The organism is Devosia sp. (assembly GCF_965229025.1).
In the GTDB taxonomy this organism is placed as follows: domain Bacteria; phylum Pseudomonadota; class Alphaproteobacteria; order Rhizobiales; family Devosiaceae; genus Devosia_A.
The window spans coordinates 1,245,333-1,265,853 of the sequence record NZ_OZ245853.1; the positions used below are offsets into that span (position 1 = coordinate 1,245,333).

Sequence of the window (20,521 nt, forward strand, 5' to 3'; positions counted from 1 at the left end):
GTGCAGCGGAGCCCGGCTTGGCCACAGGCTTGGGTGGGAAGAACAGATCCATAATAGCCATCAGAGCACCTCTGCCAAATGAAAATTGCGGGCCACCGCGTGGTCGCGGAGGCCGAAGGCCGGCAGCTTGCCGGGGATGAGGGCGTCGGTGACTGCGGCGACGTCAGTGACGGCGCTGGCATCCACCACCACGCGGGTGAACGGCTCCGCCATGCCAAGGCGCAGTTTCTCCTGCAGTTCGAACAGGAGGACCCGAACATTGCCGCGTGCCTCACAGGCGATGCACTCGGTGCCGGCGTCATGGGCATGGAGCGGCGCCTCAAGCCGAACCACGGCCGTGTCGCGCCCGCCAAGACCGCTGGGAGCGGTCTGGTTGGTGACGACGGTCACGGGCACTGATGTGGCGCGGCGCGCGAACGGAGCGTTGTCTGCCATCATGCCCCCTTATCCGCGCTCGGCGTGTAGTTGAGGATCGGCCCCAGCCAACGCTCGACCTCGCGGACGGCCATGCCCTTGCGGCGGGCGTAGTCCTCGACCTGGTCGCGTTCCACCTTGGCGACGCCGAAATAGTAGCTCTCCGGGTGGCTCAGGTAGATCCCAGAGACCGATGAGCCTGGCCACATGGCGTAGCTCTCGGTGAGGCTAACCCCGATCCGCTGCTTGGCATTGAGCAGGTGGAATAGCGTCGTCTTTTCGGTGTGGTCGGGCTGGGCCGGGTAGCCCGGGGCAGGGCGGATGCCCTGGTATTGCTCCTGGATCAGTTCACCCGGCGCAAACGTCTCGGCCGCGCCATAGCCCCAGAATTCCTTGCGCACCCGCTCATGCAGCACTTCGGCAAAGGCTTCAGCGAAGCGATCGGCCAGCGCCTTGATCAGGATAGAGGAATAGTCGTCGTTGCGGCGCTCGAACTTTTCGGCAATCGCCACCTCTTCGAGACCCGCCGTCACCACGAATCCGCCGACATAGTCGGGCGCGCCTACCGGCGCGACAAAGTCGGCCAGCGCCATGTGCGGCTTGCCGCCGGTCTTTGAGAGCTGCTGGCGGAGCGTATAGAGCATCGCCAGCTCATCCGACCGGGTGTCGTCGGTGAACAGCTTGATGTCGTCGCCAACCTGGTTGGCGGGCCAGAAGCCGATCACCGCCTTGGGGCGGAACCAGTTCTTCTGCAGCACCTGCTGCAGCATCTTCTGCGCGTCGTCCCAGAGCTGGCGCGCCGCCGGACCCTGGTCCTTGTCCTCTAGGATCGCAGGGAACCTGCCCTTCATCTCCCAGGCCTGGAAGAACGGGGTCCAGTCGATATAGCGGGCGATCTCTGAGAGATCGTAGGTCTCAAACACCCTGGTTCCGAGGAAACTTGGCTTGGGCGGCACGTAGCCGTCCCATTTCGGTGTGAATCGGTTGGCCCGCGCCGCAACCAGCGGCGTACGCTGCTTGTCGGCCTCGGACTGGCGGTGCTTTTCCGCCAGCTTTTCGTACTCGGCCTTCACGTCCGCCACATAGGTCGGCCGCTGCTCGCCCGAGAGCAGCGAGGAGACAACGCCAACGGCGCGGCTCGCGTCATGGACGTGCACCGTCGGTCCGCCATGGTACTGCGGATGGATCTTCACTGCCGTGTGGACGCGCGAGGTCGTCGCGCCGCCGATCAGCAGCGGGATGGTAAAGCCTTCGCGCTCCATCTCCTCGGCAACATGCACCATCTCATCGAGCGAGGGCGTAATCAGGCCGGAGAGCCCGATGACGTCCACCTTCTCGCGGCGCGCGGTCTCAAGAATCTTGGCGGTTGGCACCATGACGCCGAGGTCGATGATCTCGTAATTGTTGCAGGAGAGGACGACGCCGACGATGTTCTTGCCGATGTCGTGGACATCGCCTTTCACCGTCGCCATCAGGATCTTGCCGGCGGACTGGCGCCCGCGCGCGTTGCCATCGGCGTTCTTTTCCGCCTCCATGAACGGCAGCAGATGTGCCACCGCCTGCTTCATGACACGCGCCGACTTCACCACCTGCGGCAGGAACATCTTGCCGGTGCCGAACAGGTCGCCGACGACGCTCATCCCGGCCATCAGCGGGCCCTCGATGACGTGCAGCGGCCGGTCGGCCTTGAGGCGCGCCTCCTCGGTGTCGGCTTCGATGAACTCGGTGATGCCATTGACCAGCGCATGGCTGATCCGGCTCTCAACCGTGCCTTCGCGCCAGGTGAGGTCCTTGGCCTTCTGTTCCTGGCCGGCAACGCCACGATAGCGCTCGGCAATCTCCAGCAGCCGTTCGGTCGAGTCCGAGCGCCGGTTCATGATCGCGTCTTCGCAGGCTTCGCGGAGTTCGGGGTCAATCGACTCGTACACCGCCAACTGGCCGGCATTGACGATGCCCATGTCCATGCCGTTCTGGATGGCGTGGTAGAGGAACACCGAGTGCATCGCCTCGCGCACCGGCTCATTGCCGCGGAACGAGAAGCTGAGGTTCGAGATGCCGCCAGAAATATGAACGTGCGGAAGAGTTTGCGTGATTGTCTTCGTAGCTTCGATGAAGGCGACGCCGTATCCCGCATGCTCCTCGATGCCTGTCGCCACCGCGAACACGTTGGGATCGAAGATGATGTCCTCGGGCGGGAAACCGACCTCTTCGGTGAGGAGCTTATAGGCGCGAGTACAGATCGCGACTTTGCGCTCGTAGGTGTCAGCCTGGCCGTCTTCGTCGAACGCCATCACAACCACCGCGGCGCCATAAGCGCGCACCAGCCGGGCGGTTTCGAGGAACTTCTCTTCGCCTTCCTTCATCGAGATCGAGTTGACCAGCGCCTTGCCCTGCACGCACTTGAGCCCGGCCTCGATCACCGAGAACTTCGAGCTGTCGATCATCAGCGGCACGCGCGCGATGTCGGGTTCGGCGGCGAGGAGGTTGAGGAACTCGACCATCACCTTCTCGCTGTCGATCAGGCCCTCATCCATGTTGATGTCGATGATCTGCGCGCCGTTCTGCACCTGGTCGCGCGCCACATCGAGCGCGGCGGTGTAGTCGCCGGCGGTGATCAGTTTCCGGAACCGCGCCGAGCCGGTGACGTTGGTGCGCTCGCCGATGTTGACGAACGGAATGTCCTTGCTGAGCGTGAAGGGCTCGAGCCCCGAGAGCCGCAGCAGCGTCGGCACTTCGGGCACCTGGCGTGGCTTGTATTTGCCGACCGCCTCTGCGATGGCGCGGATGTGGTCCGGGGTCGAGCCGCAGCAACCGCCGACAATGTTGAGGAAGCCATCACGCGCAAAGCCCTCTAGTTGCCGCGCCATGAATTCCGGGCTCTCGTCATAGCCGCCGAATTCGTTGGGCAGGCCGGCGTTCGGATAGGCGCAGATCAGCGTATCAGCGACGTCGCTCAGTTCCGCGACGTGGGCGCGCATGGCGTTGGCGCCCAACGCGCAGTTGAGCCCGATGGTGAAGGGGTTGGCGTGCCGCACCGAGTACCAGAACGCCGTCGGCGTCTGTCCGCTCAGCGTGCGACCAGAGAGATCGGTGATCGTGCCCGAGATCATCACTGGCAACTCGTAGCCGCGCTCGCCGAAGATGCGCTGCGCGGCAAAAATCCCCGCCTTGGTGTTGAGCGTGTCGGTGATGGTTTCGAACAGCAGCAAGTCAGCGCCGCCATCTATCAGCCCGTTGATAGCTTCGGCATAGCCGGTGACGATCTGGTCAAAGGTGACGCCGCGATGGCCGGGCGAGTTCACGTCCGTCGACATCGATGCAGTCTTGTTCAGCGGGCCCAGTGCTCCGGCAACAAAACGCCGCTTGCCGTCGATATCCAGCGCCTGCTGCGCCGCCTCGCGCGCCAGCTTGGCGCCGGCAAGGTTCAACTCATAGGCCAGTTCCTGCATGCCATAGTCGGCCATCACGATGTCGGTGGACGAAAAAGTGTTGGTCTCCACCATGTCGGCGCCGGCGAGGTAATATTGCAGGTGAATGGCGCGGATCGCGTCGGGTTGGGTGAGGTTCAAGAGGTCGTTGTTGCCGCGCACATCCTTGTGCCAATCGGCAAAGCGCTCGCCCCGATAAGCCGCCTCATCGAACTTCAGGCCCTGAATCATCGTGCCCATGGCGCCATCGAGGATCAGGATGCGTTCGCGCGCCGCCTGGGTAAGCGCTGCTCGCACCTCATCCCCATTCGGCAAGGAATTTCTATCGCTCTCAATGTGTTGCGCTATGGTCATCACTCGACTTCCCAGCACCTGTGGTGCCAAAATACCCATCACTCAGCGTACCTTGCACTGAGGGATATAAAGAAATCTTTATATGATTGCTGAAACTGCGGCAAGCAAGTGCCGTAAAAGACAATTGCGCCCGCGTGGGCAGAACCGAAATCATCGTCCGAAAGCGGCTCCATGACCCTGCCGATCCTTCTCATTCCCGGCCTTAACTGCACTTCGGAGGTCTGGGCGTCGCAGACTCCAGCGCTCTGGTCGCGTGGTCCGGTGACCATCGCCAATCACACCATCGGGTCCAGCATCAGCGAGATTGCGGCAAATATTCTCGCGGCCGCTCCCCCGAGCTTCGCGCTCGGCGGTATCTCGATGGGCGGGTATATCGCTTTCGAGGTCTGGCGGCAGGCGCCGCAGCGGGTGAGGGGGCTGGCCCTGGTCGATACTTCGGCGCGCCCAGACACGCCGGAGGCCACTGAGCGCCGCCGTGCGGCGATGGCGCTGGCGGGGCAGGGGAAGTTTGCTCAGGTGATCGCTGCGGCCTTCCCGCTGGCGGTGCATCCCGACAATGTCGAGAACGCGGCAATGAAGGCGCTGCACACCCGTATGGGGCTAGCCATTGGGCTCGAGACCTACCTGCGTCAGCAGCAGGCGATCATCGGTCGGCCGGATTCGCGGCCCGACTTCGGCGCCATTGAGGTGCCGACGATTGTTCTCGTCGGCGATAAAGACGCCATCACCCCGCCTGAGGTCGCTCAGGAAATGGCGGATGGCATTCGTGGCGCCGCCCTCACGACTATCCCGAATGCCGGCCACATGGCGCTGGTGGAACAGCCCGAAGCGGTCAACGCGGCGCTGCTGAGTTGGCTCGACGGCCTGTCGCGTTAACCCCCGGGAAACCATACTCGACCCCAAGGCCTTCGCGCATTTGAAGAAAATTGTAGACTGCGCGCGAATTCGGACTTGGGACCATCAGCTTTGGCAGTTTTTACTCGCGACCATCGTGCGGCCGCCCGGCTGCTGGCAATGGCCCTTCTGCTTGTGCCGGTGGTGGCTGCGTGCTCCAGCGATGGCGGCATTCCACACGTCAAGCGGGCCGCTTTCACGTCCAAGGAATTCGGCGTTGCCGTCAGCCCGCGGCTGAGCACCGCCAAGAACCCGCCGCGGGGCGGTGGCCGGTACCTCGTCGGCAAGCCTTACACGGTTCGCGGCGAGGTCTACACGCCGCAGGAAAATCCCATCGGTTACGTCGCAAGCGGCAGCGCGTCCTGGTACGGCAAGGACTTCCACGGTCGGCAGACCGCGAATGGCGAGATTTTTTCGGCCAACGCGATTTCCGGTGCGTCGCCGGTGCTGCCGCTGCCGAGCTATGTGCGCGTCACGAACCTTGAGAACGGCCGGTCAATGGTGGTTCGCGTGAATGACCGCGGTCCGTACATGCACGGCAGAGTGATGGACCTCAGTTACCGCGCTGCTGAAATCCTCGGTTACGCCGATACGGGCGTGGGTAACATCCAGGTCCAGTATATCGGCCCAGCGCCTTTGAATGGCGACGACACCCGCATGCTGCTCGCCAGCGTCGATCGGCCGACCCGCATGGAGCAGGGTGATACGCGCTTCGCGATGGTCGACACCGGCCGGAAATCCGGCGGAAGTCCCGACCTGATCGGCGGTATTATCGGTATGTTCGGTTACGCCGAAACCACCGCTGCTGCCGACGAGATCAACAATGCCCACGATGCGGTCAACGCTATGGCGACGCGGGCAGGGGCCCTTAGTGACTGGGTGGCCTCGGTCGATGAGGATGATCGCACGATCAAGCTCGAACTCGGGGTGTTCACGGACTCGGGGCGTGCCGAGGCAGTTATCCAGCGCTTTGCGTATCTGGGTGCCGTCGATGAACAGGCCGTCCGCGTCCCCGGTGCCGATGCCACCCGCCTGACGTTGACAAAACTCAAGCCCGGTGTTGCTCGCAGCGATGTGATGGCGCTCGCAAAGGAACTTGGCCTCAACGACTTAGTTCTCTATTAGGATGTCTTCGGCTGGCCAATAGCCGTGGATTTCGGGGTTATAAGTTGCGGAACTTCAACCTCATCATTGTCATCGTTCTCGCCGCGCTGAGCGCTCTGGCGCAGCCGGCGTTCGCACAGGAATTCGACACCAAGGCACCGTTTGCGGTGTTGATGGACTACGAGTCCGGCACGATCCTGTTCAACAAGAACGCCGACGAGCGGCTCGAGCCTGCCAGCATGTCCAAGCTCATGACGCTCGCGGTCGTCTTCGATCAGCTGCAGCAGAAAAAGCTCAACGAGACCGACGAGTTCTTCATCTCCGAGCACGCCTGGCGCGACGGTGGCGCCTCCTCTGGCGGCTCGACCATGTTTGCCGTGCTGAACTCGAAGATCCCGGTGATCGACCTGATCCGCTCGGTGATCGTGCAGTCGGGCAATGACGCGGCCATCGCGCTGGCTGAGGGTATCGCCGGCACTGAGGTCAGCTTCGCGCAGATGGAGAACCGGCTGGCCAAGGAAATCGGGCTCAAGGGCTCGAACTTCGTCAATGCCACCGGCCTGCCTGACCCCGACCAGTATTCGACCGCCCGCGATCTTGCGACCATCGCGCGGTTCATCATTGCGCAGTTCCCGGAGTACTACCCGATCTTCTCCGAGAAGGAGTTCACCTGGAACAAGATCCGCCAGATGAACCGCAACTCGCTGCTTGAGATCGGGATCGGCGTAGATGGGCTCAAAACCGGGCATACCGAGGAAGCTGGCTATGGCGAGGTGGTTTCCACTGCCGCCACCGGCCGCCGCTTGATCGGCGTGCTGCACGGGCTCAAATCAATGTCCGAGCGCGCTGAGGAAGCCCGAAAGCTCATCACTTGGGGCACACGGGGCTTCGAACTGGTGCCGGTCTACCCAGAGGGCAAGGTAGTCACCTACGCCAATGTCTATGGCGGTTCGAGCGGGCAGGTATCGCTGGTGGGCAATGGCAGCATCGATCTGTTCTTGCCCAAGGGCGCCGAGAACTGCCCGCAGGCGACGGTGACCTACAAGGCGCCCATCCTGCCGCCGGTGAGGAAGGGCGACCAGTTGGCTGAGCTCAACGTGATGTGTAGCGGCAAGGTGGTGCAGGTTACCCCACTCTACGCTGGCGAGGACGTTGCCGAGGGTGACATCGTCCGCAAGGCCACCGACGCCCTCAAGGAACTCGCGCTCGGCTGGATGTAGAACGGTGTATCTGGGCGCTTCCGCTTCACCGCCATCGCCGCTAAGAACGTGACGATCACTTCGGCGCAGGGAATCTGATGCATGCTCGATATGCCCGCACCGGCGGCCGCTCGCTTCATCACCTTTGAGGGTGGCGAGGGGGTCGGCAAATCGACCCAGGTGAAGCGTCTGATCGCCCATCTGGCCCGCTTGAACATCGGCGCAGTGCGGACCCGCGAGCCTGGCGGCACGCCCAAGGCCGAGGCAGTGCGTGCTTTCATTCTCCAGGGCCGCTCGGAGAGCTGGGGGCCGGGGTCTGAGGCCGTGCTCTTTGCTGCGGCCCGGCTCGATCATGTCAACGAGCTGATCGCGCCCAGCCTCGCGGCTGGCAAGTGGGTGATCTCCGACCGCTTCCACGACTCGACCCGCGCTTACCAGGGGCTCACCGGAGGTGTGGACGACAAGCTGATCCGGGGCCTTGAGGAACTGGCGCTCAATGGCCACAAGCCGGACCTGACGTTCATCCTAGACATGGACCCTGCCGTCGCTTTTGCCCGCGTGAACAACCGGGAGCTTGAGGCGGCGCTGCAACAGACCGGCGACCGCTTCGAGAAGGAAGACCTCGATTGGCACCAGCGCCTGCGGACCGCCTTTCTCGATATTGCCCGGGCCAATCGCGACCGATGCGTGGTGCTGCCTGCCAACCAGGGCGAAGAGGCACTGGAGCAGGAAATCTGGGACACGCTGACGCGTCGTTACCCCGAGCTTGAGGTCGCGGAGAACGCGTGACCGCCACCTATCCAGAACGCGAGCCCGACCAGCTCGCCGGCGTGCCGCTGCCAGAGTACCAGAGCACGGTCGTTGGGCACGCAGCCGCGCTTGAAGCGCTCGCTGCACGGCTTGATGCCGGTCGCCTGCCCGGTGGCATCCTGATCCATGGTCCGCGCGGCATCGGCAAGGCGACGCTGGCGTTCGATTTCGCGCGCCGCATCTTTGCCCGCACCGGCGATGAATCGCCGTCCCACATCGCCGCCCAGGTCGCGGCAGGCGCCTATCCGAACCTGTTCGTCATGCGCAAATCGGCGCGCGACACCGGCAAGGGCTACTACACCGTCATCCGCGTCGAGGAAGTGCGCAGCTTCATTGACCAGATGCGAATGACCCGTGGCCGGGCAGGGCACCGCATCGCCATCATCGACCCGATCGATGATTGCAACGCCTCGTCGGCCAATGCGCTGCTCAAGATTCTCGAAGAGCCGCCGGCCGATACGACGTTCCTCCTGGTCTCCCATCGTCCGGGCTCGCTCCTGCCCACCATCCGCTCCCGCTGCTTCCAGGTCGCGATGCGCCCCATCGCCGAGAGTGATGTGCGCACCGTGATTGCAGCGAGCAGCGCCGAAGCCGGTGCGGCTGCGCTGGACACTGCGGCGAGTCTCGCTGGTGGCAGCCCCCGGCGCGGCTTTGAGGCGCTGCAGCTCTCCGACGATACAGCGCTGTCGGCGCTACGCGGGTGGCTCGCTAATCCGCTGGCGGCGCGTTCAGCTGATCGACTCAACCTCGCCGACACTTTGGGCGGTGAGCGCGACAGCGCTGAGTTGCGCTTTGCCCGCGACATGATCTTCGACTGGCTGGCTGCCGAGGGCAGGGCGGCAGCTTCCGCTCCGGTCGCCCAGCCACGGCGACTTGCCTCGGTCACCGAGCTATGGGACAAGGCGCGGCTTTCGCTTGCCGATGCCGATGACTACAACCTCGACATGCGGCAAACTCTGGTCGCGATCTTTGACGCAATCCGAAAGCACCTTGAGCTGCACGTTTCCCCAATAGAGCCCAGCACGTCAGACCGATGACCGAGACCTTTTACGTCACCACCGCCATCGCTTATCCCAACGGCGACCCGCATATCGGGCACGCCTACGAGATGATTACGACCGATGCGATTGCCCGCTGGGCGCGGCTTGAGGGCAAGGATACCTGGTTCCTCACCGGCACCGACGAGCACGGCATCAAGATGCAGCAGACGGCGACGGCGCTCGGCATCACCCCGCAGGAGCTCGCCGACCGCAATTCGGCGCGCTTCCGCGCGCTGGCGGAGACGTTGAACCTTTCGAACGACGATTTCATCCGCACCACGGAAAAGCGCCATCACGAGTCGAGCCAGGAAATCTGGCGGCAGATGGCTGCGCGGAACAATGGCGACATCTACCAGTCGGTCTACAAGGGCTGGTACTCGGTGCGCGACGAGGCCTATTTCGACGAGGCCGAACTCACCGACGGCGAGGGCGGCAAGAAGCTTGCCCCCACCGGCGCCGAGGTGAAGTGGGTCGAGGAAGACAGCTACTTCTTCCGCCTCTCCGCATACCAGGACCGCCTGTTGAAGCTCTACGAGGACGTGCCCGACTTCATCGCCCCCGAAGAGCGCCGCAACGAAATCATCTCGTTCGTGAAGGCCGGGCTGCGCGACGTTTCGATCAGCCGCACCACTTTCGACTGGGGCATACCGGTCCCCGGCGCCGATGGGCACGTCATGTACGTATGGGTCGACGCGCTCACCAACTACATCACCGGCGTCGGCTATCCGGACACCGGGTCCGAGCAGTTCAAGAAGTTCTGGCCGGCGAATCTGCATGTCATCGGCAAGGACATCATCCGCTTCCACGCGGTGTACTGGCCGGCCTTCCTGATGTCCGCCGGCATCCCGGTGCAAAAGCGCGTCTTCGCCCACGGCTTCCTGACGTCGGAAGGCAAGAAAATGTCGAAGTCGCTCGGCAACGTCGTCGATCCGTTCGGCGTCGTCGAGGAGTTCGGTGTCGATCCGGTGCGCTACTATTGCCTGCGCGAGATCAGTTTCGGGCAGGATGGCGACTGGGGCCGCGACAAGTTCATCAACCGCAACAATGCCGACCTTGCCAACAATTTCGGCAACCTCGCGCAGCGCTCGCTGTCGATGATCCAGAAGAACTTCGGCGGCGTGCTGCCTGCCGCCGAGCCCAACGATGCGGACAAGGCGATCGTCCAGACCGTCACCGACGGCATCGCCAGGATCACGGCGGCAATGCAGACCCAGCAGGTCCATGAGGCCACCGGCGAACTCGTCGCTCTGCTGAGTGCCGCCAACCTCTATTTTGCTGATCAGGCCCCCTGGGGCCTCAAGGCCGACCTGCCGCGCATGGGCACGATCCTCGTGACCACCGCGGACGTCGTCCGTCGCGCTGCCATTGTCGCCCAGCCGTTCATCCCGGCCTCGGCGGCAAAGTTCCTCGACGCCCTGGCGGTGCCGGCCGATCAGCGCCTGCTTGTCGATGCACAGTCCGCCTACACCATCCCCGCCGGCACCGCGTTGCCACCGCCGGAGCCGGTGTTCAAGAAGTTCGAGCATGCAAAGGCTGGTTGATGTCTTCGTTAGTCAGCGCCATTGCCGTGCTTCCCTCTCCCCTTGAGGGAGAGGGTGCCCTGCAAGGCAGGGCGGGTGAGGGGCAGTCCAGCTATACGTCCCCTCATCCGTCTCGCTACGCTCGACACCTTCTCCCTCAAGGGGAGAAGGAAAGAGGTGCCTAGCATGCTGATCGACTCCCACTGCCATCTCGATTTCCCCGAGCTTGCCGCCGACCGCAGCGGCCTGCTCGCCCGCGCCAAGGCTGCGGGTATCGTTGGCATGCTCACCATCTCCACCCGCGTCGAGCGCTTTGACGAGATTCGCGCCATCGCCGAGGCGCATCCGGAAGTCTGGTGTTCGGTCGGCACCCATCCGCATCATGCCGATGAGGAGTTGCACATAGAGACCGCCGATCTGGTGCGATTGAGTGCGCATCCCAAGTGCGTCGCGATCGGCGAAGGGGGTCTCGACTACTTTTACGACAACGCGCCCAAGGAGGCGCAGGAGACGGGTCTGCGCCGTCACGTGGCGGCCGCTCGTATCACCGGCCTGCCGCTGGTTATCCACTCCCGTTCAGCGGACGCTCATATGGCGTTCATCCTCAAGGATGAAATGGGGCAGGGCGCCTTCCCGTTCGTCCTCCACTGCTTCACCGCCGGCGAAGAACTGGCCCGCACAGCCCTCGATTTGGGTGGCTATATTTCATTCTCCGGCATCATCACTTTCAAGAATGCCGAGGGCATACGGGAGGTCGCTAAATTCGTCCCGGACGACCGCTATCTCGTTGAAACTGATGCCCCTTACCTGGCACCGATCCCGCATCGCGGCGGCACCAACGAGCCGAGTTTTGTTGCCCACACTGCGGTCAAGGTGGCCGAAGTGCGCGGCATCAGCCTCGAGCAGCTCGGAAATGAGACGACTTCGAACTTTTTCCGTTTGTTTTCAAAAGCTAAGTTGACCAGTACGGCGGCCCCATAATGGCTCAGGCACAGCGCATCATCGCAACCATCCTGGGGTGCGGCTCCTCCGGCGGCGTGCCGCGGATCGGCGGCCACTGGGGCGTCTGCGACCCCCAAAACCCCAAGAACCGCCGCAGCCGCTGCTCTTTGCTGATCGAGGGTTATACGGACGGTATCGACGAGCCGACCCGCATTATTGTCGATACCGGGTGCGATTTGCGCGAACAGCTGCTGGCCGCAGGCGTCGATCGGGTCGAAGCCGTGCTGTATACGCACGAGCATGCGGACCACACCCATGGCATTGATGATCTTAGAGTTTTGGCGCTCAACAACCGTCGCCGCGTCGATGTGTATTTCAGCCAGGAAGCGGCAAACCGGATTGTGCCGAGCTTCGCCTATTGCTTCACTGCGCCGCCCGGCAGCGGTTATCCGCCGATCCTGAACCAGCACATCATCGAAGCTGGCACGCCGCTGACGGTGGACGGGCCGGGAGGATCCATCACGATTCTGCCGTTCCGTCAGGAACATGGCGAGATTTCCTCACTCGGTTTCCGCGTCCACAATTTCGCCTATTCCTGCGACCTGAGCGGCATTCCTTCGGAGTCTCGCGAGGCGGTATCTGGGCTGGCCGTATGGGTGCTTGATGCCCTCCGGCCGGCGCCGCATCCCAGTCATCTCAGCCTCTCGGAGGCGCTGGAGCTGATCGAAGCGCTTGAGCCGCGCCATGCGGTGTTGACCAACCTCCATATCGATCTCGACTATGCGCAGACCGACGCCATGACACCTGAGCGCGTAAGACCGGCCTTCGATGGGCTGCAGATCGACGCCGTGCTCGGCGAAATTCTCAGCCCACGATAATAGCTTACGATCCAGAGTTCCGCCAATGAAGGAAGCTATCGATACGGGCATTGCGCCGTCCAGCGCACCGATCAGCGACTGCGTGCGATCTGGCAAGCATGTGTGGCTGGTGGTGATCGCCGAGGATCCCAAGACCGGAACGATCGTCGCCGGCGACATAGAGCCGCAGACGCGTCAGGCGCTGCAGAACCTCGATCAGGCGATCCGCGCTGCCGGCGGCACGCTGGCGGACATTGTTCAGGTGCAGATTTTCCTGGTCGACCGTGCTGATGCCAAGGGTATGAACCGTGTGTATGCCGAGTACTTTGTGTCGCGCCCGTTTCCGGTTCGCGCCACAGTGGTCGTCAAGGAATTGCTTGCCGAAGGCCTCAGGATCGAAATCACCGCGACGGCCGTGCTGCCGTGAGGACTCGACTTATGCCCATGGCGATGAAGTCTGCTAGACTGAGGTCGTTGTACGGAATGTGAACTGCAAGGCGTGAACAAGCTAACGCGAGCCGCCGCCAAAGGCCAAGAAACGCCCACAAACCAACCAGACCGGCAAAAAATCGGGATATCAAAAAGTTCCATAATATATCTTATGCGAACGGAACTGCGAATGAGGGGTATCGCACATGAGCACTGAACTCGACCTGGCCCAGCAGCTGTTTGAGGCCAATAAGGATGGCAGCCAGAGCGTTGATGCAACGCCCTTCTCTGCCCTTGACCGCGCTGCGGCCTATCGGGTCCAGACGCGCGTGCTCGATATGCTTGGCGACACGCCCAAGTTGCTGAAGACTGCAGTGCACCCGGATGGTGCCGGCGTCGTGGCGCCTATCCTGCGGCTCGACCAGAGCGGTAATGCGCGCCTCCAGGCATCGCGGCTGATCGGTCTTGAGGTTGAAGTCGGCATTGTGCTGGCGCGTGACATCACATCCGAGGCTGCGGCCGCCGACGAGATCGACGCTATAGAGGCGATTGACCACTACTTCGTCGGCGTCGAGGTTTGCGGCACCCGATACAAGGATCGTGCGATCGCTGGCCCCACTGGCGGACTCGCGGACAACATGTCGGCGTTCGCGTACGTGATCGACCCGATGCATCGGGATCTGGGCGCTGATATCGAAGGGTTCGACGTCACCATCGAGTTTGCCGGCAAGCGGATCTATAACGCACCCGCGAAGCATGGGTTCGGGACTGTGCTGGCGTCGTATCTCGCCTATGCCCGCTACCAGCACCCTGCCTATCCGCTCAAGGCCGGCACAATCATCACCACAGGCTCGCTCTGCGGGCTGGTGCCGGTCAGTGGCACCGGGCACGTTGCGGCGGGGCTCGGTGCACACATCGTCCAGTTCGATATCGTCTAGATCCCTATCCGGAGCCGCCATGGAACCCTCGCGCGACATTTCACGGCTGATCGAGATCATGGCCGCCCTCCGCAATCCTGTTGGGGGTTGCCCCTGGGACCTGGAGCAGGACTTTTCGACGATCCGACACTACACGATCGAGGAGGCCTACGAGGTTGCGGACGCCATCGAGCGCGAAGACTTTTCGGATCTGCGCGAAGAGCTTGGCGACCTCCTGCTCCAGCCGATCTATCACGCCCAGATGGCGACCGAGCGCGGGCTCTTCGATATTGGCGATGTGGTCTACGCGATCACCGAGAAGCTGATCCGGCGGCACCCGCACGTTTTTGGCGAGGAAGCGGCCAGGAACGCCGGCGGCGCTAAAGCCAAGTGGGATGAAGTGAAGGCCGACGAACGGGCCAAAAAGGCGGAGAAGAAGCAGGCGCCCTCGTCTGTCCTCGATGACGTGGCGAACACCCTGCCTGCCCTGGCGCGGGCCGAAAAGCTCAGCCGCCGCGCCGCGTCTGTGCAGTTCGACTGGCCGGATTGGCACGAGACGCTTGGCAAAGTGCGCGAAGAGCTCGACGAGGTGGCGGAGGTTGCCGAAACCGGGGACAAGGCCCGTATCGAGGAAGAGCTGGGCGATCTGCTGTTTGCGGCCGCCAACCTCGCTCGCAAGCTCGGCGTTGACGCCGAAGCGGCGCTGCGTAACGCCAACCTCAAGTTCACAAGGCGCTTCCACTATGTGGAGGAGCGGGCTCGCGAGGACGGCATTCCCCTGCCCGACGCTGGGCTCGAAAGGCTCGATGCCTACTGGAACGAGATTCGCCAGAAAGACAAATAGTACAATTATATCAACTTGTTAAGCGGCATTTACAGCTTCGATGCGGCCGGCAAAACGCTCATTGAAGGCGCTGGCGTGCCTCGCTTCGACGCGCACCTCATAGACCTGACCGACTTCATCAGATTCTTCGCGGGCGATGATCTCGGCGTGGCCGTAGAGCCAGCCGACATCCGCACCAGCGGTATGCGGTACGCGGACGCGATAGGTTCGGCCCTTGCTGGCCAGCACCTTTTCGATGGTCAGCAGCACCTGCTCCAGCCCCTCGCCCGTCTGAGCTGAAGCCGGTACGGAAGCGGCAACGGTGCCGAGTGGTGACATGGTGTCCAGCGCAGGATGCTTGCCGTCGGCATCCTTTTCGAGGAGGTCGACCTTGTTCCAGACTTCGATGATCGGGGTCGTCGTGTCCGCGGTGGCGCCCAGTTCGCCCAGTACTTTCAGCACGTCGGCCGCCTGCGCGGCATGGTCGGGGTTGGCGACGTCGCGGACATGCACGATGATATCGGCCTCCAGCACTTCCTCGAGCGTGGCGCGGAATGCGGCAATCAGCTCGGTGGGCAGGTTGGAGACAAAGCCAACCGTATCGGACAGCATGATTTCGCGCCCATGCGGCAGCGTCAGCTTCCGGACGGTGGTGTCGAGGGTGGCAAAGAGCTGGTCTTTAGCGAACACCCCTGCCCCGGTCAGAGCGTTGAAAAGGCTGGATTTACCGGCGTTGGTGTAGCCCACTAGAGCGACGACTGAATAGGGTACGGCGTCGCGGCGGCCCTTCTGCTGGCTACGGGTCGAGCGCACCTTCTCGATGCGCTCCTCCAGCAGCTTGATGCGGTCCTGCAGTTGGCGCCGGTCGCTCTCGAGCTGGGTTTCGCCGGGACCACCCATAAAGCCCATGCCGCCTGAGCCGCGCTGGCGCTCAAGGTGGGTCCAGGAGCGAACCAGCCGGCTCTTCTGGTAGTTAAGGTGCGCCAGTTCGACCTGCAGCACGCCTTCGCGCGTCGCTGCCCGCTCGCCGAAGATCTCGAGGATGAGCCCGGTCCGGTCGAGTACCTTGGCGCCGGTTTCCTTCTCGAGGTTGCGTTGCTGGATCGGGTGCAGGGCCGCATCCACCAGCAGTAGCTCGATCTTTTCGTCCACCACCCGCTTGGCGATATCTGCCACGTGACCGCCGCCGATAAAGGTCGATGGCTTGATCTCGCGGACCTTCACGACGTCGGAGAAGATCATCTCAACGGTGATGGCGCTGGCCAGCCCTTCGAACTCGGACTTCCGGGCTTCGATGCTGTGGCTATACGACGCTCCCCGAACTTCGGGTACGATCAGACCAACGCGCGTTGGAGCTGCGCGTTGATCAATGAATCGCTGCGGGCCGCCTTTGCGGTCCTCGTCGTCGTCAAACTCGTCGGTCATAGTAGTCGGCTCAGTCCTCGGACACGTGCTCGGGATCGAACAGCTGGATTGGAGCGCCAGGCATGATCGTCGAGATCGCGTGCTTGTAAACAAGCTGCGACTGGGCATCGCGCCGCAGCAGCAGGCAGAAGTTGTCGAACCAGGTGATCACTCCCTGCAGTTTCACCCCGTTCACGAGGAAAATCGTGACCGGGACTTTCTGCTTGCGGACGTGATTGAGGAACGCGTCCTGGAGGTTCTGGGTCTTTTCGCTGGGCATTTTTGGCCTCTTCTCGCGTACAATGTGGTGCCGGGATGCCTGAACGACAACCCGTGCTCTTTGGACAGTCAGGTCGCCACAACCCCTGCCCCAAGGCTCAATGCTTTCCCACTGCCACAACTATGGCACACTAGAATCCGTGTGCCTACCCGGGAGCGGGCAATAGCTAGAGACCTAAGCTTTTTATCTTCCGGTGCAAGGCACTGCGCTCCATGCCGACAAACTCAGCAGTCTTTGAGATGTTGCCGCCAAACCTCTCGATCTGAGCCAAAAGATATTGCTTCTCAAACACTTCACGTGCATCGCGGAGGGGCAGGCTCATCAGGTGGGCGGACGAATCGCTGTCTCCCACCGTCGGCAAGACCTCGCCGATATCGGATGGCAGCAGCGCCGCGGTAATCACCCCATCGGCCGGTGCTGCGTCCTTGACCATGATCAGGAGGCGCTCAATCGAGTTGCGCAACTGTCGAGCGTTGCCGGGCCAATCCTGCGCCTGGAGCACCGCTACCGCATCCTCACCGATCGTCAGGCTGCGGAGGTTATGCAGCCGGCATACCTGCTCGATAAACACATTCACCAGCGGCGGTATGTCCTCCCGGCGCTCGCGAAGGGGCGCCAGTTGCAGCGGAACGATCGACAGCCGGTGGAACAGGTCGGAGCGGAACTGGCCGCTCTCGATCAACGGTCCGACGTTCTGTGAACTGGACGAGATGATACGCACGTCGACCGGCACGGCGACGGCACCGCCGACCCGGTTGAACTTGCTTTCCACCAGGGTTCGCAGCAGCGTCTGCTGTGCTGCCTGCGGCAGGCTAGCGACTTCGGAGAGATACAGCGTGCCGCCGTGCGCCTTTTCGAGCGCACCAACTTCGGTGCGGAGCGTGCCAGTTTTTTCGCGCGTCTCGCGACCGAAGAGGACGACATGCACCTCATCGGGCGCATAGAGAGAGCAGTTGATCTCCACAAACGGCGAGTCCGCACGAGGGCTCTTCTGGTGGATCATCCGGGCGCTCAGCCCCTTGCCGGTTCCCGACGATCCGGAGATGAAGATGCGTGAGTTGGTCGGTGCCGATTTGTCGATCAGCGCCCTAACCTGCTGCAATTGCTGCGAATTGCCGATCATCTCGACAGCGTTGTTCGAGCGCTCCCGCAAATCGGCGACTTCGTTTTTCAGCTTGGCGGCTTCCATCGCCCGCTGCGTGATCAACAGCAGCCGGTCCACCTTGAAGGGTTTCTCGATGTAGTCATAAGCTCCGCGCCGGATGGCTGAGACCGCAGTTTCGACATTGCCGTGACCCGAGATCATCACCACGGGCATATCCGGATGCTGGCTCTGGAACACGTCCAGCAGCGCGAGACCATCCAGCCGGCTGCCCTGCATCCAGATGTCCAGGAAGACCAGACTCGGTCGACGTCGCGCGATTTCGTTCAGCCCGGAATCGGCATCGTGCGCCTGCCGCGTTTCGTAGCCCTCGTCCTCAAGGATTCCCGCGATCAGGTCGCGGATGTCGTCCTCGTCATCGATGATCAGGATATCGAGGGCCATCAGGTATTTTCGACCGCTTGCATATGCAATTGCGGCTCCTCTTGTTGTCCGCCTTCAGGTGTTGCCCCACCCGCTTCGCTGACTTCAGTTCGCTTGTTCAGGTCGGCCCTTGCTTCGGCCGCAGCCTGTTCGGCACGAGTTGGCGCCCCGGGGGCTGCTGGCTCCCCGTCCTCTGGTTCATCGCCATCCTGCCGCAAAGGCAGAGTGAACGTGAAGCAGGCGCCTTCCCTGCCGTTTTCATCAGGCTCTGCATCGACAAGGTCGACCTTGCCGCCGTGCTGCTCGATGATCTTTGCGACGATTGCGAGACCGAGCCCCGTGCCCTTCTCGCGTGTCGTAACATATGGCTCAAGCAACCGGTGACGGTTTTCTTTGGGCCAGCCTTTGCCGTTGTCGGAGATCGATACGCGCACCATGTCGCCTTCCGGCTTTGCCTCGACGACGATCACCGGGTTCTTGATGGCCTCAAGGCCGGCCCCTTCGATCGCCTCGACCGCGTTCTTGATCAGATTGGTCAGCACCTGGCTGATCAGACGGTTGTCGAACCAGGCGAAAATCGGCTGCTCGGGCAGTTCCATGCGTATGGCGACTTCCGGTAATCGCACGCTTTCGAGGAACACGGCCTGGCGTACGGAATCGGTCAGGTCGCCCTTTTCAAGGCGCGCCTCCGGCATGCGGGCGAACGAGGAGAACTCATCGACCATCCGGCCGATGTCGCCCACCTGCCTGATGATGGTGTTGATGCACTTGTCGAAGACTTCGAAATCGTCTGCGAGCTTGCTCGCATAGCGTCTCCGAAGCCGCTCGGCGGAAAGCTGGATCGGCGTCAGCGGGTTCTTGATCTCGTGGGCGATGCGGCGCGCCACGTCTGCCCACGCACCGGTACGCTGCGCCGAAAGCAGGTCGGTGATGTCGTCGAGCGTGACAACGAACCCCTTGCTCTCTGTCATCGTGCCTTCGCGGGTCAACTGGACCTGATAGGTTCTGTAGTCAGGTCCCGATCCAATTTCGATCTGATCCCTGATCTGCCCGCGGCGAGACGACTTGGCGCGTTCGATGACGGGGGCCAGTGCCGGGATGACTTCGTCGATCCGCTCGCCAACCAACGAGATTTCATCGCGCCCAACCATTTCGGCGGCGCGAGCATTGACCAGGGTGATGGTGCCAAAGGGGTCGAGGCCGACGATGCCGGCCGACACGCCCTCCACCACCGCTTCGGTGAACTGGCGCCGCTTTTCGTTGGTTTCACTCGCCTCAACAATGGCCAGCCTCTGTGATTTGAGCTGCTGAGTCATGGTGTTGAACTGGTTGCTGAGGTCGCGCAGGTCGCCCCTGCCCTCCTGCACCGGTACTCGCACATCGAGATCACCGTCCGACACGCGGCTGGAGGCAATCATGAGATTTCGGATTGGGTCGACGAAGCGGTTGGCGAGCGCAATGCCGATCCACACAGCCGCCAAGAGCAGCACCAGCGCCAGGCCGACATACATCAGCGTGAAGGTGATCTGAAAGACCAGGCGGTTGCTCTCGTATTGGCGGTACTCGGTGATGTTCTGATCGGTGAGGCGGGTGAACTCAAGGACCTCGGGATCAACCGGGCGCGCAACGAACAGGTAGGTGTTGTCGTAGCCGCGCAGTTTTACGACTGAGCCGACGAGATTGGTTCGACCCGGCGAAATTTCGGTCGGAGCCCCTTCCCTGACGCCTTTCGTCAGGCCATCGGGCACGCGAGGCGCCGTCCCGGGCGCGTTAATCTGCGCCTTCATCAGGGTGTCGCCATCGGCAGAGATCAGCGACGTGAACGGCAGCGATCGCGTTACAGCCAAGGCGGTTAGGATGCGCTGGAACTTGACGCGATCGGTCTCAAACGTGCCTCGCGCCTGCTCAAGCTCGGTCGCGACCCAGATGATGTCGTCGCGCAGCACCTGCGAGTGCTCGAGCATGTAAGAGCGCGCTACGAGGCGGGAACTCTCAACGATCGTCCGGGTGCGCTCGGAAAACCACTGGTCGAGGCCCTGGTTGAGCGAGATCATGGCGACTACAGCAACGAGCAAAGCCGGCACCGCCGCCACCATGGCGAACATGGCGACCATGCGGACCTGCAACCCCGCGCCGGCCTGCCCGCGCACTCGCGCCTGAATGAGGAGAGTTGCCTCGGTCATCACGAGGGCGACCACCGACAGCACCAGGAGGCCATTGACCACCCAGATGGCCGTCCAGATCTCTGGCGTGGGCTCGATGTCGGTGGCGCCGGTCATGATCAGAAACGAGCCTGACGACACGAAGACCGAAAGAAGCACAATCACGAGGCCAACGGTGCGGATCGCCTGTCGGCCGTTGTCAAACAGCACAATGCGCGGCCTTGGCACCGGTGCTGCTGCTTTCGAGTTGGGCAAATTCTGGCTTACCAGCGTGGCGTCGTGCATCCAGCGGCCGTGTTTGGGACAGGGATGGGCAGTTTCGCCCGGAACACCGCACCCTTCAAGACAATTGTTGCCAAAATGAGACACATTGGCTGGGAGCGGATTTACTCAGGCAGCGTCCCTACGCCCGATCCGGC

Annotated in this window: 17 protein-coding genes; 11 read left to right on the forward strand and 6 right to left on the reverse strand. The window is 62.5% G+C overall.

The genetic code is table 11. From position 1 onward, the window contains the following. Positions 1–60: 60 nt before the first annotated feature. Complete coding sequence (locus tag ACO06J_RS06245; protein ID WP_421759842.1) at positions 61–435, reverse strand: hypothetical protein; 375 nt, start codon at positions 433–435, stop codon at positions 61–63. Beyond that, positions 435–4,196 carry a methionine synthase gene (gene metH / locus ACO06J_RS06250; protein WP_421759843.1) on the reverse strand — a complete coding sequence of 1,254 codons (3,762 nt, stop codon included), beginning with the start codon at positions 4,194–4,196 and terminating at the stop codon, positions 435–437. The genes ACO06J_RS06245 and metH overlap by 1 nt, the downstream gene beginning before the upstream one ends. Positions 4,197–4,367: 171 nt before the next feature. On the opposite strand from metH, the gene ACO06J_RS06255 reads away from it, so the two are divergent. The 11 genes from ACO06J_RS06255 to mazG all read left to right on the forward strand — a co-directional run bounded on the left by ACO06J_RS06255 (position 4,368) and on the right by mazG (position 14,752). Continuing rightward, on the forward strand, positions 4,368–5,072 hold the full coding sequence (locus ACO06J_RS06255) for an alpha/beta fold hydrolase (RefSeq protein ID WP_421759844.1): 705 nt from the start codon (positions 4,368–4,370) through the stop codon (positions 5,070–5,072). A 138-nt stretch (positions 5,073–5,210) separates the two neighbouring features. Further along, positions 5,211–6,215, forward strand: coding sequence for a septal ring lytic transglycosylase RlpA family protein (locus tag ACO06J_RS06260; RefSeq protein WP_421759845.1), 1,005 nt, complete (start codon positions 5,211–5,213; stop codon positions 6,213–6,215). A gap of 44 nt (positions 6,216–6,259) precedes the next feature. Further along, positions 6,260–7,414 (forward strand): D-alanyl-D-alanine carboxypeptidase family protein, encoded by a 1,155-nt coding sequence (locus ACO06J_RS06265; protein ID WP_421759846.1) that lies wholly within the window; start codon positions 6,260–6,262, stop codon positions 7,412–7,414. An 81-nt stretch (positions 7,415–7,495) separates the two neighbouring features. Further along, positions 7,496–8,182 (forward strand): dTMP kinase, encoded by a 687-nt coding sequence (gene tmk, locus ACO06J_RS06270; protein ID WP_421759847.1) that lies wholly within the window; start codon positions 7,496–7,498, stop codon positions 8,180–8,182. After that, positions 8,179–9,240 (forward strand): AAA family ATPase, encoded by a 1,062-nt coding sequence (locus tag ACO06J_RS06275; protein WP_421759848.1) that lies wholly within the window; start codon positions 8,179–8,181, stop codon positions 9,238–9,240. The genes tmk and ACO06J_RS06275 overlap by 4 nt, the downstream gene beginning before the upstream one ends. Beyond that, positions 9,237–10,784 carry a methionine--tRNA ligase gene (metG, locus tag ACO06J_RS06280; RefSeq protein WP_421759849.1) on the forward strand — a complete coding sequence of 516 codons (1,548 nt, stop codon included), beginning with the start codon at positions 9,237–9,239 and terminating at the stop codon, positions 10,782–10,784. Before ACO06J_RS06275 ends, metG begins: the two co-directional genes overlap by 4 nt. 165 nt (positions 10,785–10,949) lie before the next feature. After that, positions 10,950–11,744, forward strand: coding sequence for a TatD family hydrolase (locus ACO06J_RS06285; RefSeq protein WP_421759850.1), 795 nt, complete (start codon positions 10,950–10,952; stop codon positions 11,742–11,744). Then, complete coding sequence (locus ACO06J_RS06290; RefSeq protein ID WP_421759851.1) at positions 11,744–12,583, forward strand: MBL fold metallo-hydrolase; 840 nt, start codon at positions 11,744–11,746, stop codon at positions 12,581–12,583. The genes ACO06J_RS06285 and ACO06J_RS06290 overlap by 1 nt, the downstream gene beginning before the upstream one ends. Before the next feature lie 25 nt (positions 12,584–12,608). Beyond that, positions 12,609–12,989 carry a RidA family protein gene (locus ACO06J_RS06295; protein ID WP_421759852.1) on the forward strand — a complete coding sequence of 127 codons (381 nt, stop codon included), beginning with the start codon at positions 12,609–12,611 and terminating at the stop codon, positions 12,987–12,989. A 208-nt stretch (positions 12,990–13,197) separates the two neighbouring features. Further along, positions 13,198–13,929, forward strand: coding sequence for a hypothetical protein (locus tag ACO06J_RS06300; protein ID WP_421759853.1), 732 nt, complete (start codon positions 13,198–13,200; stop codon positions 13,927–13,929). Between the two features lie 19 nt (positions 13,930–13,948). Beyond that, positions 13,949–14,752, forward strand: a complete 804-nt coding sequence (mazG, locus tag ACO06J_RS06305) for a nucleoside triphosphate pyrophosphohydrolase (RefSeq protein WP_421759854.1) — start codon at positions 13,949–13,951, stop codon at positions 14,750–14,752. 18 nt (positions 14,753–14,770) lie between these two features. On the opposite strand, the gene hflX is transcribed toward mazG, so the two are convergent. The 4 genes from hflX to ACO06J_RS06325 all read right to left on the reverse strand — a co-directional run bounded on the left by hflX (position 14,771) and on the right by ACO06J_RS06325 (position 20,387). Continuing rightward, positions 14,771–16,156, reverse strand: a complete 1,386-nt coding sequence (gene hflX, locus ACO06J_RS06310) for a GTPase HflX (protein ID WP_421759855.1) — start codon at positions 16,154–16,156, stop codon at positions 14,771–14,773. Between the two features lie 10 nt (positions 16,157–16,166). Further along, the gene (hfq, locus tag ACO06J_RS06315; protein WP_421759856.1) at positions 16,167–16,415 is read right to left on the reverse strand and encodes an RNA chaperone Hfq; all 249 of its coding nucleotides are present in this window, start codon (positions 16,413–16,415) and stop codon (positions 16,167–16,169) included. 166 nt (positions 16,416–16,581) lie between these two features. Continuing rightward, on the reverse strand, positions 16,582–17,961 hold the full coding sequence (locus ACO06J_RS06320) for a sigma-54-dependent transcriptional regulator (protein WP_421759857.1): 1,380 nt from the start codon (positions 17,959–17,961) through the stop codon (positions 16,582–16,584). Next, positions 17,961–20,387, reverse strand: coding sequence for an ATP-binding protein (locus ACO06J_RS06325; protein WP_421759858.1), 2,427 nt, complete (start codon positions 20,385–20,387; stop codon positions 17,961–17,963). Before ACO06J_RS06325 ends, ACO06J_RS06320 begins: the two co-directional genes overlap by 1 nt. Positions 20,388–20,521: the final 134 nt, after the last annotated feature.